General features: G+C 71.1%; 18 protein-coding genes. 14 read left to right on the forward strand and 4 right to left on the reverse strand.

All coding sequences use genetic code 11. The annotated features are described in order from the left end of the window. Nucleotides 1-33 precede the first annotated feature (33 nt). From AB0F89_RS13190 to atpD, 10 genes are all read left to right on the forward strand, one after another. Nucleotides 34-684 carry an L-threonylcarbamoyladenylate synthase gene (locus AB0F89_RS13190; protein ID WP_367135898.1) on the forward strand — a complete coding sequence of 217 codons (651 nt, stop codon included), beginning with the start codon at nt 34-36 and terminating at the stop codon, nt 682-684. Nucleotides 685-779: 95 nt separating this feature from the next. Next, complete coding sequence (locus AB0F89_RS13195) at nt 780-1,940, forward strand: glycosyltransferase family 4 protein (protein WP_367135900.1); 1,161 nt, start codon at nt 780-782, stop codon at nt 1,938-1,940. A 44-nt stretch (nt 1,941-1,984) separates the two neighbouring features. Further along, the gene (locus AB0F89_RS13200) at nt 1,985-2,431 is read left to right on the forward strand and encodes a hypothetical protein (protein WP_367135902.1); all 447 of its coding nucleotides are present in this window, start codon (nt 1,985-1,987) and stop codon (nt 2,429-2,431) included. Between the two features lie 183 nt (nt 2,432-2,614). Then, nucleotides 2,615-3,397, forward strand: a complete 783-nt coding sequence (gene atpB, locus AB0F89_RS13205; RefSeq protein WP_367135904.1) for a F0F1 ATP synthase subunit A — start codon at nt 2,615-2,617, stop codon at nt 3,395-3,397. A 67-nt stretch (nt 3,398-3,464) separates the two neighbouring features. Further along, nucleotides 3,465-3,713, forward strand: a complete 249-nt coding sequence (locus AB0F89_RS13210) for an ATP F0F1 synthase subunit C (protein WP_367135906.1) — start codon at nt 3,465-3,467, stop codon at nt 3,711-3,713. 40 nt (nt 3,714-3,753) lie between these two features. Further along, nucleotides 3,754-4,290 (forward strand): F0F1 ATP synthase subunit B, encoded by a 537-nt coding sequence (locus tag AB0F89_RS13215; protein ID WP_367138858.1) that lies wholly within the window; start codon nt 3,754-3,756, stop codon nt 4,288-4,290. 10 nt (nt 4,291-4,300) lie between these two features. Further along, complete coding sequence (locus tag AB0F89_RS13220; protein WP_367135908.1) at nt 4,301-5,137, forward strand: F0F1 ATP synthase subunit delta; 837 nt, start codon at nt 4,301-4,303, stop codon at nt 5,135-5,137. Nucleotides 5,138-5,197: 60 nt separating this feature from the next. Beyond that, entirely contained in the window at nt 5,198-6,841 is a 1,644-nt protein-coding gene (gene atpA / locus AB0F89_RS13225; protein ID WP_367135910.1) for a F0F1 ATP synthase subunit alpha, read from the forward strand. A 7-nt stretch (nt 6,842-6,848) separates the two neighbouring features. After that, nucleotides 6,849-7,784, forward strand: coding sequence for a F0F1 ATP synthase subunit gamma (locus AB0F89_RS13230; protein WP_367135912.1), 936 nt, complete (start codon nt 6,849-6,851; stop codon nt 7,782-7,784). Beyond that, on the forward strand, nt 7,777-9,213 hold the full coding sequence (gene atpD / locus AB0F89_RS13235; RefSeq protein WP_367135914.1) for a F0F1 ATP synthase subunit beta: 1,437 nt from the start codon (nt 7,777-7,779) through the stop codon (nt 9,211-9,213). The genes AB0F89_RS13230 and atpD overlap by 8 nt, the downstream gene beginning before the upstream one ends. Before the next feature lie 51 nt (nt 9,214-9,264). On the opposite strand, the gene AB0F89_RS13240 is transcribed toward atpD, so the two are convergent. Beyond that, a complete protein-coding gene (locus AB0F89_RS13240) occupies nt 9,265-10,011 on the reverse strand; it encodes an IclR family transcriptional regulator (RefSeq protein ID WP_367135916.1) in 747 nt (248 codons plus the stop codon). Nucleotides 10,012-10,163: 152 nt separating this feature from the next. Here AB0F89_RS13240 and AB0F89_RS13245 point away from each other — a divergent pair, with 152 nt between their 5' ends. Further along, nucleotides 10,164-10,529, forward strand: a complete 366-nt coding sequence (locus AB0F89_RS13245) for a F0F1 ATP synthase subunit epsilon (protein ID WP_367135918.1) — start codon at nt 10,164-10,166, stop codon at nt 10,527-10,529. Nucleotides 10,530-10,550: 21 nt separating this feature from the next. Continuing rightward, a complete protein-coding gene (locus AB0F89_RS13250) occupies nt 10,551-10,982 on the forward strand; it encodes a DUF2550 domain-containing protein (protein WP_367135920.1) in 432 nt (143 codons plus the stop codon). Nucleotides 10,983-11,054: 72 nt separating this feature from the next. On the opposite strand, the gene AB0F89_RS13255 is transcribed toward AB0F89_RS13250, so the two are convergent. Then, complete coding sequence (locus tag AB0F89_RS13255; RefSeq protein ID WP_367135922.1) at nt 11,055-11,627, reverse strand: cob(I)yrinic acid a,c-diamide adenosyltransferase; 573 nt, start codon at nt 11,625-11,627, stop codon at nt 11,055-11,057. A 94-nt stretch (nt 11,628-11,721) separates the two neighbouring features. Between AB0F89_RS13255 and murA the strand changes: the two genes are divergently transcribed. Beyond that, nucleotides 11,722-12,978: a UDP-N-acetylglucosamine 1-carboxyvinyltransferase gene (gene murA / locus AB0F89_RS13260; RefSeq protein ID WP_367135924.1), complete on the forward strand. Its 1,257-nt coding sequence runs from the start codon at nt 11,722-11,724 to the stop codon at nt 12,976-12,978. A 165-nt stretch (nt 12,979-13,143) separates the two neighbouring features. After that, nucleotides 13,144-15,135 (forward strand): protein meaA, encoded by a 1,992-nt coding sequence (locus AB0F89_RS13265; protein ID WP_367135926.1) that lies wholly within the window; start codon nt 13,144-13,146, stop codon nt 15,133-15,135. 90 nt (nt 15,136-15,225) lie between these two features. Here AB0F89_RS13265 and AB0F89_RS13270 read toward each other — a convergent pair whose 3' ends face one another. Together AB0F89_RS13270 and AB0F89_RS13275 are read right to left on the reverse strand one after the other, a co-directional pair. Next, nucleotides 15,226-15,696: a hypothetical protein gene (locus tag AB0F89_RS13270; RefSeq protein ID WP_367135928.1), complete on the reverse strand. Its 471-nt coding sequence runs from the start codon at nt 15,694-15,696 to the stop codon at nt 15,226-15,228. Between the two features lie 22 nt (nt 15,697-15,718). Continuing rightward, nucleotides 15,719-16,558 carry a hypothetical protein gene (locus AB0F89_RS13275; protein WP_367135930.1) on the reverse strand — a complete coding sequence of 280 codons (840 nt, stop codon included), beginning with the start codon at nt 16,556-16,558 and terminating at the stop codon, nt 15,719-15,721. Nucleotides 16,559-16,589: the final 31 nt, after the last annotated feature.

Raw genomic sequence — 16,589 nt, forward strand, 5'->3', positions numbered from 1 at the left:
CGCCCTCCACCGCCCTGTGCTTGGATCAGCAGGGTGAGCACGGTCTACGACTGCAGCGTCCAGGTCGACCGGGCGGCAGGTCTCGCCGCCGCCGCGGGCGCGGTGCGATCCGGGCGCCTCGTGGTCCTCCCCACCGACACGGTCTACGGCATCGGCTGCGACGCGTTCGACGCCTCCGCCGTCCGCGCGCTGCTGGAGGCCAAGGGCCGCGGCCCGGACATGCCCGTCCCGGTGCTGGTCGGCTCCTGGACCACCATCGACGGCCTGGTCCTCGGCGTGCCCCGGCAGGCCCGCGCGCTGATCGAGGCGTTCTGGCCGGGCGGCCTGTCGCTCGTCCTGCCGCACGCGCCGTCGCTGGCGTGGGACCTCGGTCACACCCGCGGCACGGTGATGCTGCGCATGCCGCTGCACCCGGTCGCCCTCGAACTGCTGCGCGACGTCGGCCCGATGGCGGTCTCCAGCGCGAACAAGTCCGGCTTCCCGCCCGCGGGCACCGCGCAGGAGGCGTGGGACCAGCTCGGCGAGGAGGTCGGCGTCTACCTCGACGGCGGGCCGGCGGCGGAGAACGTCGCCTCCACCATCGTCGACCTGACCGGCCCGGACCCGGTCGTGCTGCGCGAGGGCGCGGTGCCGGTCGCCGAGGTGTCCAAGGCGCTCGGCGTCGAAGTCGGGGTCGCGCGCTAGTGGATCTTCCCGATCGGAGTAGCGTGGTGGTCCTGCCGCACGAACCACCCGTGCAAGATCCACCCGACACCCCATCGCCGAGGGGCTAGCCTGCCGTGGGCCAGTTGCCTGCCGTGTCCAACGTCCTCCCCGTCCGGGAGTACCTGCTCGTCGCGCTGACCGCCGCGGTCGTGACGTTCCTGCTCGTCGGCCTGGTGCGCGTGCTGGCGTTCCGGATCGGCGCGGTCGCCTACCCCCGCCAGCGCGACGTGCACGTCAAGCCCATGCCCCGGATGGGCGGGCTCGCCATGTACGGCGGCGTGCTGGGCGGCATGCTGCTCGCCCACCAGCTGCCGGTGCTGCGCTCGGCGTTCGACTTCTCCTACGACCCGTACGCGGTGATCGTGGGCGGCGGCGTGATCGTGCTCGTCGGCGTGCTGGACGACCGGTTCGAGCTGGACTCGCTGACCAAGCTCGCGGGCCAGGTCACCGCCGCGGGCATCCTGGTGCTGTTCGGCCTGCAGTGGCTGCTGTTCTGGGTGCCGTGGGGCGACGACGGCGAGGGCACCGGCTCGCTGCTGTCGCTGGACCAGAACCAGGGCGCGATCCTGAGCGTGCTGCTGGCCGTCACCATGGTCAACGCGATGAACTTCGTGGACGGCCTGGACGGCCTCGCCGCCGGCATCGGCCTCATCGCCGCCGCCGCCACCTGCGTGTTCTCCATCGGTCTGCTGGCCAACAACGGCGGTGACGTCGGCGCGTACCCGCCCGCCCTGATCGCCGCCACGCTGGCCGGCGCGTGCCTCGGCTTCCTGCCGCACAACTTCAACCCGGCCCGGATCTTCATGGGCGACTCCGGCTCGATGCTGATCGGCCTGATGCTCGCCGCGGCCACCATCTCCGCCTCCGGCAAGATCAACTACGAGTCGGTGCGCGCCACCGACGTCCTCGGCCTGCTCTCGCCGCTGGTCGTGGTGGCGGCCGTGCTGTTCGTGCCGCTGCTGGACCTGCTGATGGCCGTGGTGCGGCGCACCCGGCGCGGCGAGAGCCCGTTCTCCGCGGACAAGATGCACCTGCACCACCGGCTGCTGGAGATCGGCCACTCCCAGCGCCGCGCCGTGCTGCTCATCTACTTGTGGGCGGGCGTGCTGGCGTTCGGCGCGGTGGCGCTGACGATGTTCGACGTCGTCGTGGTGGTGTGGTGCTTCGGCATCTGCCTGCTGCTGGCGCTGCTGGTCTCGGCGATCCCCCGGCTGCGCGAGGTCCGGCGCTCCTGACGGCCGCCGACGCGCCGGGAAGGCCCCTGTCTACAATCGACGGAATGAGCGCCAGCCCCGAGCCGAAGACCCACGAGGACGTTGTGCGGATCACGGCCCGTGCGATGTCCCGTGGCGCGCTCTGGGCCGCGATCCCGACCGCGCTGCTGGGGATCGCCGTCTCCTCCTTCTTCTACGGCCTCGACGGCGCGCTGGGCGCGCTGGTCGGCGGCCTCGTCGTCGGCGCCTCCTCGCTGGCCACCCTCTGGGCGATGCGCCGCACGGCGGCGCTCGACGTCCACCTGGTGATGGCCGCCGCGCTGGGCGGTTTCGTGGTCAAGATGCTGATCCTGCTCGGTGTGATGATGCTGCTGAGGGACGTCCCCGGGCTGCACCCCCGGGCCCTCGCCTTCACCATGATCGCGATGATCGTGGCCACCGCCGCCGCCGAGGCGATCGCGTCCCGCCGCACCCGGCTCCCGAACGTGATCCCCGCAGCTCAGCAGCCCTAGGGCCGGTCGCGAACGCCCGCCTACCGGTTGGTATGGTGCGCGCGACAGGGAGGCGCCCACGTCCTGATGGACGCAGGTGGTGCCTCCCGGCAGGCGGCTGTGGCGCGTGAGGTACGTTTAGTCCCGATCGTGACGATTCCCCCGGCGGAGTGAACGCCGGCCGGGAGAACCGGAAGGAAGACAGTGACCAACCTGGTGCTGGCCGAGGGTGGCGAGTTCGTCCCCCCCGGCGCGAAGGACTTCTTCTTGCCGCCGATCTTCGGTGGCGTCACCAAGCCGATGGTGCTGGTCGTCCTGTCGGTCATCATCATCGCAGTGTTCTTCCTGCTGGCGACGCGGAGCTTCAAGCTGGTTCCCAGCAAGTTCCAGTTCATGGCCGAGTCCCTGTACGACATCGGCCGGAACACGATCGCCCGGGAGCAGATCGGTGGCAAGGACTTCCAGCCCTTCGTGCCGCTGATCCTCAGCCTGTTCACGTTCATCCTGGTGAACAACATCTTCGGGATCATCCCGCTGGTGCAGTTCCCGACCATGTCGCACATCGGCTTCCCGTTGGCGCTCTCGGTCCTGGTGGTCTACCCGGTCTACCACTACGTCGGGTTCAAGCGGCACGGTTTCGCCGGCTACCTCAAGAACCAGCTCATGCCGCCCGGCGCGCCGAAGCCGATCTACCTGCTGCTGACGCCGATCGAGTTCTTCTCGAAGTTCATCATGAACCCGATCACGCTGGCGATCCGGGTGTTCGCGGCCATGTTCGCCGGTCACCTCATCCTGCTGGTGTTCACCCTGGCGGGGGAGTTCCTGCTGCTCGAGGCGTCCGCGCTGTTCAAGCCGATCTCGCTGGTCTCGTTCGCCTTCGCCATCGCGATGACGTTCCTCGAGGCGCTGGTCCAGGTCATCCAGGCGTACATCTTCGCCCTGCTGTCCGCCAGCTACATCGGTATGGCGCTCGCGTCCGACCACTGATCGGTACCACGACAAAAAGCCTCCGATCCGCAGTTACCGCGGACCGAAGTTGAAGGGAATGCACAAAGTGAGCGCTATCGTTCTTGCGCAGGAAGCCGCGAACATCAACCCGGGTCTGGCCCTCATCGGCTACGGCCTGGGCGCGATCGGCCCCGGCATCGGCGTGGGTCTGATCTGGGCCGCCGTCATCAACGGCACCGCCCGGCAGCCGGAAGCGCGCGGCCCGCTCATGAGCATCGCGTGGACGACGTTCGTGCTCGTCGAGGTCCTCGCGCTGATCGGTCTGGTTCTCTACTTCCTCGCTTCGACGGCCTGATCACCGACTGAGCGCGTAGGGAGACGCCGTGCTGAACACCATGATCCTCGCGGCCGAGGGCGAGCCGAGCCCGGTCGTGCCGCACCTCTCCGAGGTCATCATCGGCCTCATCGCCTTCCTCCTCCTGCTGTGGGTCATGAAGAAGTACGTGTCCCCGCGGTTCGAGGCGCTGTACGCGGAGCGTGCGGCGAAGATCGAAGGCGGCATCGAGAAGGCGGAGCAGGCCCAGGCCCAGGCCCAGGAGGCCCTGGAGCAGTACCGGGCGCAGCTGGCCGAGGCTCGCGCCGAGGCGGCCCGCATCCGCGACGACGCCCGCATCGAGGGCGAGCAGATCATCAGCGAGCTGCGCGCCAAGGCGCAGGAGGAGTCCTCGCGGATCATCGCGCAGGGGCAGACCCAGCTGGAGACGCAGCGCGCGCAGATCGTCGCGGAGCTGCGCGGCGAGCTGGGCAGGCTGGCCATCGACCTGGCGGACCGGGTCGTCGGCGAGTCGCTGGAGGACGAGGTGCGCCGTCGGGGCACCGTCGACCGCTTCCTCTCCGAGCTCGACGGCACGTCGGCTCCGGCCGCCAAGTGAGGGAACGCCGATGACGCTGCACGCCGCCAGCCGTGACGCCCTGGCCGCCGCCGAACTGCGGCTGCTGGAGGTCGTCGACGGCACGACCGGCCCCACCGCCAGCCAGTCCTTGGCGAAGTTGGGCAGCGAGCTGTTCGCGGCCGTGAGCCTGCTGTCGGCGCAGCCCGCGCTGCGCCGCGCGATGGCCGACAACTCCTCGGAGCCCGCGTCCCGCGAGCAGCTGCTGCGCGGCCTGCTCGCCGGCAAGGTCTCCGACGAGACGCTGCAGGTGCTGGCCACGGTCGTCACCGTCCGCTGGTCCAGCCCCCGCGAGCTGGTCGACGGCATCGAGTCGCTGGCCCGCACCACGCTGCTGGTGCGGGCGGAGCGGGACGGCAGGCTCGACTCGGTCGAGGACGAGCTGTTCCGGCTCGGCCGCATCATCGCGGCCAACCACGAGCTGGAGCTGGCGCTGTCCGACCCGGCGGCCGAGCCCGCCGGCAAGGTCGCGCTGGTCGACGGCCTCGTCGCGGGCAAGGTGGACCAGACCACCAAGACCCTGGTCGAGCAGCTCGTCCGCGAGCCGCGCGGCCAGGGGGTCGTCAACGGCCTGGGCGAGCTGGCCTCGCTCGCGGCCAAGCGCCGGGAACGTTCCGTCGCGTACGTCCGTTCTGCTGTCGAGCTGGACGCGGCGCAGCAGGACCGCCTCGAAGCCACGCTGACCCGGATCTACTCCAGGCCGATCGCGCTGCACGTGGAGGTGGACCCCACGCTGCGCGGTGGTCTGCTGATCAAGATCGGCGACGAGGTCATCGACGGAAGCGTGGCCGGTCGGCTGGCGTCCCTGCGCCGCGATCTCGCCGGCTGACCGAATCGGAACCGCGGCCCACAAGCCCCTTTCCCAGAACGAAGTGAGAGCAGGAACGACATGGCGGAGCTGACGATCTCGTCGGACGAGATCCGCAGTGCGATCGAGAAGTACGTCTCGACCTACTCCCCGGAAGTCAGCCGGGAAGAGGTCGGCGTCGTCGCGGAGACCTACGACGGCATCGCCATCGTCGAGGGTCTGCCCGGCACCATGACCAACGAGCTGCTGGAGTTCCCCGGCGGCGTGCTCGGCGTGGCCCTGAACCTGGAAGTCCGCCAGATCGGCGCGGTCATCCTGGGCGACTTCGACAAGATCGAAGAGGGCCAGGAGGTCAAGCGGACCGGCCAGGTGCTCTCCGTGCCCGTTGGGGACGGCTTCCTCGGTCGCGTGGTCAACCCGCTCGGCCAGCCGATCGACGGCCTGGGCGACATCGTGGCCGACGACAACCGCGCCCTGGAGCTGCAGGCCGCCTCCGTGCTGCAGCGGCAGCCGGTGAGCGAGCCGATGCAGACCGGCATCAAGGCGATCGACTCGATGACCCCGATCGGCCGCGGTCAGCGCCAGCTGATCATCGGCGACCGCAAGACCGGCAAGACCGCGGTCTGCATCGACACGATCATCAACCAGAAGAAGGCCTGGGAGTCGGGCGACCCGACGCAGCAGGTCCGCTGCGTGTACGTGGCCATCGGCCAGAAGGGCTCCACCATCGCGGGCGTCAAGTCCGCGCTGGAGGAGGCGGGCGCGCTGGAGTACACCACCATCGTCGCCGCCCCCGCGTCCGACTCGGCCGGCTTCAAGTGGCTCGCGCCCTACACCGGCTCGGCCATCGGCCAGCACTGGATGTACCAGGGCAAGCACGTCCTGATCATCTTCGACGACCTGACCAAGCAGGCGGAGGCGTACCGCGCCATCTCGCTGCTGCTGCGCCGCCCGCCGGGCCGCGAGGCCTACCCCGGCGACGTCTTCTACTTGCACTCGCGCCTGCTGGAGCGCTGCGCGAAGCTGTCCGACGACATGGGCGGCGGCTCGATGACCGGTCTGCCGATCATCGAGACCAAGGCCAACGACGTGTCGGCGTACATCCCGACCAACGTCATCTCGATCACCGACGGCCAGTGCTTCCTGGAGTCCGACCTGTTCAACGCCGGTGTGCGCCCGGCCGTCAACGTGGGTATCTCGGTCTCCCGCGTCGGTGGCGCCGCGCAGACCAAGGCGATGAAGACGGTCGCCGGCTCGCTGCGCCTGGACCTGTCGCAGTTCCGCGAGCTGGAGGCGTTCTCCGCCTTCGCCTCGGACCTCGACGCGGCCTCGCGCGCCCAGCTGGACCGCGGCGCCCGCCTGGTCGAGCTGCTGAAGCAGGGCCAGTACTCGCCGGTCCCGGTCGAGGAGCAGGTCGTCTCGATCTACCTCGGCACGAACGGCCACTACGACGACATCCCGGTGGGCGACGTCCGCCGCTTCGAGTCGGAGTTCCTGAACCACGTGCGCCGCGGCCACGACGTGATCCTGTCCGACATCCGCGAGTCCAAGAAGCTGTCGGACGACACGGCCAAGGGCATCGTCGACGCGGTCAACGCGTTCAAGCAGCAGTTCAGCGCCTCGAACGGTGCGTCGGTCGCCGACGTGCCCGCCGACGCGATGGACGCCGACCAGGTCGGGCAGGAGTCGGTGAAGGTCAACCGGCCCGCTCCGGCCGAGAAGTGACGTAGGCATGGCGGCACAGATCCGAGAGCTGCGCCAGCGGATCCGCTCGGTCAACTCGACCAAGAAGATCACGAAGGCGTACGAGCTCATCGCCACGTCCCGTCTGGCCAAGGCGCAGACGAGGGTCGCGGCGTCCAAGCCCTACGCGGAGGAGATCACCTCGGTGCTCTCCGCGCTGGCGACGGCGTCCACGAACCTCGACCACCCGCTGCTGACCGAGCGCAAGAACCCCCGCCGTGCCGGCGTGCTGGTCGTGACCAGCGACAAGGGCATGTGCGGCGGCTACAACGCCAACGTGCTGCGCGCCGCCGAGGAACTGCTCTCGCTGCTGCGGTCCGAGGGCAAGGAGCCCGTGCTCTACGTCATCGGCCGCAAGGGCGTCGGCTACTACCGGTTCCGCAGGCGCGCGATCGCCGGCGAGTGGACCGGGTTCTCGCAGCTGCCGCACTACGTCAACGCCGCCGAGGCGGGCGAGGCGCTGGTCAAGGCGTTCGTCGCGGGCAGCGACGACGAGGGCGACCAGCCCGGCCCGGACGGCGTGCTCGGCGTGGACGAGCTGCACGTGGTCTACACCGAGTTCAAGTCGATGCTGAGCCAGACGCCGGTCGCCAAGCGGATCGCGCCGATGGTGGTCGACTTCGACCCGGAGCCGCAGAAGCTCCAGTCGGTGTACTCGTTCGAGCCGGGTGCGGACACGCTGCTGGGCGCGCTGCTGCCCAAGTACGTCAAGACCCGGCTCTTCTCGGCACTGCTGGACGCGGCGGCCTCCGAGTCGGCGGCGCGGCGGACCGCGATGAAGGCGGCGACGGACAACGCCACCGAGCTGGTCCGCAACCTGAGCCGTCAGGCGAACGCGGCCCGCCAGGCCCAGATCACCCAGGAGATCAGCGAGATCGTCGGTGGCGCCTCCGCGCTTACCGGTGGCGCAGGAAGTGATGAGTGACATGACCGCAACCGTTACCGCCACCCGCACCGGCCGTGTGGTCCGGGTGATCGGCGCCGTCGTCGACGTGGAGTTCCCGCGCGGCGCGGTGCCGGAGCTGTTCAACGCCCTGAACGTGGAGATCACCTACGAGGCGGTCGCCAAGACGCTGACCCTGGAGGTCGCCCAGCACCTGGGTGACAACCTGGTCCGCACCATCTCGATGCAGCCGACCGACGGCCTGGTCCGCGGCGCGGCGGTGACCGACACCGGCAAGGCGATCAGCGTGCCCGTCGGCGACGTCGTCAAGGGCCACGTCTTCAACGCGCTGGGCGACTGCCTGGACGAGCCCGGCCTCGGCCGGGACGGCGAGCAGTGGGGCATCCACCGCAAGGCGCCGTCGTTCGACCAGCTCGAGGGCAAGACCGAGATCCTGGAAACGGGCATCAAGGTCATCGACCTGCTGACCCCGTACGTCAAGGGCGGCAAGATCGGCCTGTTCGGCGGCGCGGGCGTGGGCAAGACGGTGCTCATCCAGGAGATGATCACCCGTATCGCCCGCGAGTTCTCCGGCACGTCGGTGTTCGCCGGCGTCGGCGAGCGCACCCGTGAGGGCACCGACCTCCTCCTGGAGATGGAGGAGATGGGCGTGCTCAGCGACACCGCCCTGGTGTTCGGCCAGATGGACGAGCCGCCCGGCACGCGCATGCGCGTCGCGCTGTCCGCGCTGACGATGGCGGAGTACTTCCGCGACGTGCAGGGCCAGGACGTGCTGCTGTTCATCGACAACATCTTCCGGTTCACCCAGGCGGGCTCGGAGGTGTCGACCCTGCTGGGCCGCATGCCGTCCGCCGTGGGCTACCAGCCGACGCTGGCCGACGAGATGGGCGAGCTGCAGGAGCGCATCACCTCGACGCGCGGCAAGTCGATCACCTCGCTGCAGGCCATCTACGTGCCCGCGGACGACTACACCGACCCCGCGCCGGCCACCACCTTCGCCCACCTGGACGCGACGACGGAGCTCTCCCGTCCGATCTCCCAGAAGGGCATCTACCCGGCGGTGGACCCGCTGTCCTCGTCCTCCCGGATCCTGGAGCCGTCGATCGTCGGCGAGGAGCACTACCGGGTGGCGCAGGAGGTCAAGCGGATCCTGCAGAAGTACAAGGAGCTGCAGGACATCATCGCCATCCTCGGCATGGACGAGCTGTCCGAGGAGGACAAGGTCCTCGTCGGTCGCGCCCGTCGCCTGGAGCGCTTCCTCGGCCAGAACTTCATCGTGGCCGAGAAGTTCACCGGCCAGCCGGGTTCCTTCGTGTCGATCAAGGACACGATCGAGGCGTTCGACCGCGTCTGCAAGGGCGAGTTCGACCACTTCCCGGAGCAGGCGTTCTTCTCCTGCGGCGGGTTGGACGACGTCGAGGCCAACGCCAAGAAGCTCGCCGGCAAGTAGGCCGGGCTCTCGTCCGCAGGGCCGTCCCCACCGGGGGCGGCCCTGCCGGCGTCAGGGGGACGCCCAGCCCAGCGCGCGGGAGATGGCCAGGCCGCACGCGCGCACGGCGGGCACGACGGTGTCCGTGCGGGTCCCGGTGGGCACCACGACGGACACGGCGGCCACCACCTCGCCGTCCTGGTCGCGCACGGGCGCGGCCACCGAGTAGGTGATCAGCTCGATCTGCCGGTCGCTGGTGGCGTAGTCGTCGCGGCGCACCCTGGCCAGGGTCTCCCGCAGCTCCTGGGGCGTGCCGATGGTCTTCGGCGTGAACCGCTTGAGCGGTCCCGCGAGCACGGCCTCCTGCACCGCGACGGGCGCGGCGGCCAGCAGCACCAGGCCGACGCCCGTGCAGTGCAGCGGCATCCGGCTGCCGACGCGGGTCACCACGTTCACCGCGTCCCGCGCCGAGATCCGCTCCACGTACACGACCTCCACGCCGTCGCGGACGGCCAGCTGCACGTTGTGCCGCGTCACCTCGTAGAGGTCTTCGAGGAACGGCAGGGCGCGGTCGCGCAGGTCCAGGCTGCCGGGCGACAGCGAGCCCAGCTCCAGCAGCCGCAGGCCGACGCAGTAGCGGCCGTCCGGCGCCCGGTCGAGGGCGCGCAGGGCCACCAGGGACGCCACCAGCCGGTGCGTGGTGCTCAGCGGCAGGCCGGAGTGGCGGCTCAGCTCGGACAGCGTCACCGCGGGTCGGTCCACGGTGAACACCGACAGCAGCGAGAAGGCCCGGTCGAGCAGCGACTTCGGTGTCGGCACGGGCCCAGTCTCCCACCCGCCCGAACGGCCCCCGCGCGCTCGCGGCGCCCGTGCCGGCGGGTGGTCGGGGCGGCTGGGGGTGGCTGGTGCGGCGGTGGGTTCCGGGCACCGTTTAGACTGCGGGTGACTCCAGTCGACTCAGGGAGATGCGCGTGGCCGAGATGACCGTCCAGCTGGTCGCGGTGGAACGCCGCCTGTGGTCCGGCACGGCCACCACCGTGGTCGCCCAGACGCTCGAAGGCGAGATCGGCATCCTGCCCGGTCACGAGCCGGTGCTCGGCCAGCTCGTCGAGGGCGGCGTGGTGAAGATCCGGACCACGGACAACGAGCTGGTGACGGCGGCCGTGCACGGTGGCTTCCTCTCCGTGACCGGCGAGGGTGTGAGCATCCTGGCCGAGGACGCGGAGCTCGCCGACGAGATCGACGTCGAACGGGCCCGGGCGGACGTCAAGAACGACGACGACGTCCAGCGGGCCAGGGCCATCGCGCGGCTCCGCGCCGCGGGGCACTCGGCCTGACGCGGACGAGCGGACGACGCCGTGGGGATCGCCGAACTGGTCGGGGTGGTCCTGTTCGGCGCGGTGGTGGTCCTCGCGTACCTCGCGTGGCGCCGCGTCCGGCTGTTGCGCGCGGGCGGTGTGCACGTCGCGCTGAGGTCCCGGATCGAGGACTCCGGCCGGGGCTGGCACCTGGGTGTCGGCCACTACCGGGGTGACGAGTTCACCTGGTTCCGCGTGCTGAGCCTGCGCTCCGGCCCGGACATGGTGATCTCCCGCGAGGGTTTCGAGATCGACGACCGCCGCGAGCCGACCGCGCCGGAGGCGTACGCCATGCCGTCCGGCGCGGTGGTGCTGCGGTGCCGAGGCGCCAAGGGCGAGGTCGAGATCGCGATGGGCCCGGACGCGCTGACCGGCTTCCTGTCCTGGTTGGAGTCGGCGCCCCCGGGCCGCTCCATCCCCTGGGCCTCCTGAGAAGACCGGGGCCGGTCGGACCGGCGGCGGCGTGACCCCGCTCCCGGGCCCCGCCGCCGTGCCACGCGCCGGTCAGGCGTTGGCCCCCGGCCGCCACAGCACGTCACCGTCCGGGTTCGCCACCCTGGCCAGGATGAACAGCAGGTCGGACAGCCGGTTCAGGTACTTCGCGGTGAGCGCGTTCGTCTGCTCGGCCTCGACCTCGATCAACGCCCACGCGCCGCGCTCCGCCCGGCGGGCGATGGTGCGGGCCTGGTGCAGCAGCGCCGCGCCCGGCGTGCCGCCGTTGAGGATGAACGACTCCAGCTTGCCCAGCCGGGAGTTGAACTCGTCGCACCACGCCTCCAGCCGGTCCACGTACGCCTGCGTGATCCGCAGCGGCGGGTACTTGGGGTCCGGCGCGATCGGCGTGCACAAGTCCGCGCCGACGTCGAACAGGTCGTTCTGGACCTGCCGCACCACGTCGGCGACGTCCGCTTCGAGCGCGCCCAGCGCCAGCGCCACGCCGAGCGCGGCGTTGGTCTCGTCCACGTCCGCGTAGGCGGTGATCCGCGGAGAGGTCTTGGGCACCCGGGAGAAGTCGCCGAGGCCCGTGGTCCCGTCGTCGCCGACCCGGGTGTAGATCTTCGTCAGGTGCACGGCCATGCCGAGCACTGTAGACACCGCAGTGCCCCACCACGGACGGGCTCGATTCAGACCGTACGTAGGATTGCGGCACTACGAGCGAGGAGTTCCCCACGTGAGTGAGCACTTCCGGGTTCAGGGCGGTGCGCGGCTGGTCGGCGAGGTCGCCGTCGTAGGCGCGAAGAACAGCGTGCTCAAGCTGATGGCGGCGGCGTTGCTGGCCGAGGGCACGACCACGATCACCAACTGCCCGGAGATCCTGGACGTGCCGCTGATGGCGGACGTCCTGCGCAGCCTGGGCTGCGAGGTGAACCTCGACGGCCAGGTCGTCACGATCACCACCCCGGCGGAGCTCAACCACCGCGCCGACTCCGAGGCGATGGGCAAGCTGCGGGCGTCCGTCTGCGTGCTGGGCCCCCTGGTCGGCCGGTGCAAGCGGGCCGTGGTCGCGCTCCCCGGCGGCGACGCGATCGGCAACCGGCCGCTGGACATGCACCAGAACGGCCTGCGCAAGCTCGGCGCGCACAGCGAGATCGAGCACGGCTGCGTCATCGCCGAGGCCGAGGGCCTGCACGGCGCGCAGATCTGGCTGGACTTCCCCAGCGTCGGCGCGACGGAGAACATCCTGATGGCGGCGGTGCTGGCCAACGGCACCACGGTCATCGACAACGCCGCCCGCGAGCCGGAGATCGTGGACATCTGCGTGATGCTCCAGCAGATGGGCGCGAAGATCGAGGGCGCGGGCACGTCCACGCTCACCGTGCACGGCGTGGAGTCGCTGAAGCCGACCGAGCACCGGGTCATCGGCGACCGGATCGTCGGCGCGACCTGGGCGTTCGCCGCCACCATGACCCGCGGTGACATCACCGTGCGCGGCGTGGACCCGCACCACCTCGATTTGGTGCTGGAGAAGCTGCGGATGGCCGGCGCGGAGGTGACGACCCTGGAGGACGGCTTCCGCGTGGTGCAGACCGAGCGGCCCGGCTCGGTCGACTTCGTGACCCTGCCGTACCCCGGCTTCGCCACCGACCTCCAGCCGTTCGCGATCGCGCTGTCGAGCGTGTCCGACGGCACGTCGATGATCACCGAGAACCTGTTCGAGGCGCGGTTCCGGTTCATCGAGGAGATGGTGCGGCTGGGCGCCGACGCGCGCACCGACGGCCACCACGCGGTGGTGCGCGGGGTGGAGCGGCTGTCCAGCGCGCCGGTGTGGGCGTCGGACATCCGCGCGGGCGCGGGGCTCGTGCTGGCCGGGCTGTGCGCGGACGGCGCGACCGAGGTGTACGAGATCTTCCACATCGAGCGCGGCTACCCGGGCTTCGTGGAGAACCTGCGCAAGCTGGGCGCGACCGTGGACCGCATCAGCGCCTGACCCGCCACCGGCGACCGAGCCCGCCCTCCGCCTTCCGGGGGGCGGGAACGCAGTGAGCGCGGTCACGCCGACCACCGTCCCGCGGCTTCGATTCAGTGAGCAACGGCACGCGCGACCCGTGTTACCCGTCAGTACGCTACGGGGAACGACGTCGTAGGAGGTGCCGTGCCGTACCCGGCCGACCGAGAGCGCGACCGCCCGTGGGTGATGCGGACGTACGCGGGCCACTCCAGCGCCACCGCCTCCAACGAGCTGTACCGCCGCAACCTGGCCAAGGGGCAGACGGGCCTGTCCGTGGCGTTCGACCTGCCCACCCAGACCGGCTACGACCCGGACGACGAGCTGGCCAGGGGCGAGGTCGGCAAGGTCGGCGTGCCGATCGGCCACATCGGCGACATGCGGCAGCTGTTCGACCGCATCCCGCTGGCCGGGGCGAACACGTCGATGACCATCAACGCGACGGCCATGTGGCTGCTCGCGCTGTACGTGAGCGTGGCCGAGGAGCAGGGCGCGGACCGCGCCACCCTCGCGGGCACCACGCAGAACGACATCATCAAGGAGTACCTGTCCCGCGGCACGTACGTGTTCCCGCCCGGCCCGAGCCTGCGGCTGATCACCGACGTGGTCGCGTGGACCGTGACGAACGCGCCGAAGTGGAACCCGATCAACATCTGCTCGTACCACCTGCAGGAGGCGGGCGCGTCGCCGGTGCAGGAGATCGCCTACTCGCTGTCCACCGCGATCGCCGTGCTGGACTCGGTGTTCGACTCCGGCCAGGTGCCGGAGGAGCGGCGCGGCGAGGTGGTCGCCCGCATCTCCTTCTTCGTCAACGCCGGTGTGCGGTTCGTCGAGGAGATGTGCAAGATGCGGGCGTTCGTCCAGCTGTGGGACGAGGTCACCCGCGACCGGTACGGCATCGCGGACCCCAAGCACCGCCGCTTCCGGTACGGCGTGCAGGTCAACTCGCTCGGGCTGACCGAGGCGCAGCCGGAGAACAACGTGCAGCGGATCGTGCTGGAGATGCTGGCCGTGACGCTGTCCCGGGACGCGCGGGCCCGCGCGATCCAGCTGCCGGCGTGGAACGAGGCGCTCGGCCTGCCCCGGCCGTGGGACCAGCAGTGGGCGCTGCGGATGCAGCAGGTGCTGGCCTTCGAGACCGACCTGCTGGAGTACGAGGACATCTTCGCCGGCTCGCACGTCGTGCAGACCAAGGTGGACGAGATCGTCGAGGGCGCGCGGGCCGAGATCGACCGCGTGCAGGCGATGGGCGGGGCGGTCGCGGCGGTCGAGTCCGGGTACATGAAGTCGGCGCTGGTGTCGTCGCTGGCCGAACGGCGGCGGCGGGTGGAGGTCGGCGAGGACGTCGTGGTGGGCGTGAACAGGTTCGCCACCACCGAGCCGTCGCCGCTGCAGGCCGAGGGCGCGAACGCGATCGAGCAGATCGACCCCGTCGTGGAGCGGCAGGCGGTCGAGGCGATCCGGGAGTGGCGGTCCGGCCGCGACGACGCGCAGGTGAAGTCCACTTTGGACGAACTGCGGGCGGTGGCGCGGACGGACCGGAACCTGGTCGAGGCGACCATCGCGTGCGCCCGCGCGGGCGTGACGACCGGTGAGTGGTCGCAGGCGCTGCGCGAGACGTTCGGCGAGTACCGCGCCCCGACCGGCGTGTCGGCCGCGTCGGCGTCCGGCGAGGCGGGCGCGGAGATCGGCCGGGTGCGCGAGCGGGTGCGGGCGACCGGCGAGGAGCTGGGCGAGCGGCTGCGCGTCCTGGTCGGCAAGCCCGGTCTGGACGGCCACTCCAACGGCGCCGAGCAGGTCGCCGTGCGGGCCCGCGACGTCGGCTTCGAGGTGGTGTACCAGGGCATCCGGCTGACGCCCGCGCAGATCGTCGCCGCCGCCGTGCAGGAGGACGTGCACGTGGTCGGCCTGTCGATCCTGTCCGGCTCGCACCTGGAGGTCGTGCCCGCGGTGGTCGACGGCCTGCGCGCGGCGGGCGCCGGCGACGTGCCGGTGATCGTCGGCGGGATCGTCCCGCCCGCCGACGCCGACGAGCTGCGCGCGCGGGGGGTGGCCCGGGTGTTCACGCCGAAGGACTACGAGCTGACCCAGATCATGGACGAGATCGTGACCGTCGTGCGCGAGGCGAACGGCCTGTAGACCACGCCGTTCCCGGGCCGGTGGCGGCGGGTGGGGCCAGTCGCCTGCCACCGCGCGATCCGGGTGCCGGCGGCTCCTGATCCCGCGGGTTCACCTCGGCGGCCACAAGCCGCTCTCGGGGCAGTCCGGCACGTCCGGGTCGTCGGTGGGCCGGGTGAAGCTGTCGACCTTCTTCGCACCCGGGAACTCCTCGCGCAGGGAGGTCGCCAACCCGCGCACGTCCACGCCCGGCGCCGGGAGCAGCTTCAGGCTCGCGGGCATGGCCTCCACCCTGGCGATCTCCACCAGCTCCGGGCGGGACTCGAAGATCTCCTTGTAGTGCGCCAACGCCTCTTCCCTGGTCTCCGTGAACACCTGCCGCACCCGAGGGTCCGAGCCGACGGCGGTGACACCGGCGCGCATCTCGTCGTCCGTCCTGAAGTCGACGAGGACGTGGTCGCCGCACAGGGCGTGCCCGACCAGCGGCGCGACGGACGCCGTCGGCGGAACCCCCTCGCCCTCCCGCGCCGTGCACGCCGTCAGCGCGAGACCCAGCACGAGCACGACCAACCTGTTGTTCACCACCGGATACTGGCATCCACCCTCAGCGGACCTCCACGGGCACCACGCCGTTCTGCTCGTCCACCAGCAACCGGGCGCCCAAGGGCTCCTTCAGCGTCACGGTGCGCTTCTCGCTGCGGTACATCGCGTCCCGCGCGCAGCCGACGCCGTCAGGGCCCGGCTGCCGCACGCCGACCTTCACCGACGTCGCCCCCTCGACGACCACGACCTCGGTGGTGATCGGCTCCTGGCCGGGGCACGGCAGCGGCGGCGCGGGCAGCTCCACCTCCAGCTCGACCCCGTCGGACGTGACGGCCCGGTGCAGCGCGTGGGGGATGCCGCCGAGGTGCCAGAACGCCGTCGGCGCGACCGCGGGCCACGCCCACACGCTGCCGAAACCGCTGCGGAACCGCCACGCGGGCAGTTCCAGCCCACCCCGGTCGGTCGGGAACCGCGCCGTGCCGAGCTCCACGTCCACCAGCTCCAGCGGCTCGCCACCGCGGCCGCCGGCGGACATCGCCGCCAGCGCGTCGCGCACGCCGATCAGCGGCAGCGTCGCCGCGCCGCCGGGCAGCGGCACCGACGTCGGCCCCGGCGTCGGCGGTTCGGCGCCGGTGAACGAGTACGTCCCGCTCTCGGCCGCCACCTTCTCCTGCTCGCTGCCGACCGGGTCCACCAGCTCCAGCGGCGGCCCGATCAGCACGATCGGGCGGGGCACGGCGGCCACCGGGAAACCCTCCGGGTCCGGGGTGGCGGGCCGCACCGGCTCGCCGGGGGTCGCGGTGGTGGTCCAGACGGGCGGGACCTGCGCGCCGGGCCCGATCGGCTGGGCGCAGCCCGCCAGCAGGACGCCCAGCACCACGGCTGACAGCGGAAGTCTCATACCCGCTGGACGGTAGTCCCCGAGCGGTCGG

Source organism: Saccharothrix sp. HUAS TT1 (genome assembly GCF_040744945.1).
Lineage (GTDB): Bacteria > Actinomycetota > Actinomycetes > Mycobacteriales > Pseudonocardiaceae > Actinosynnema.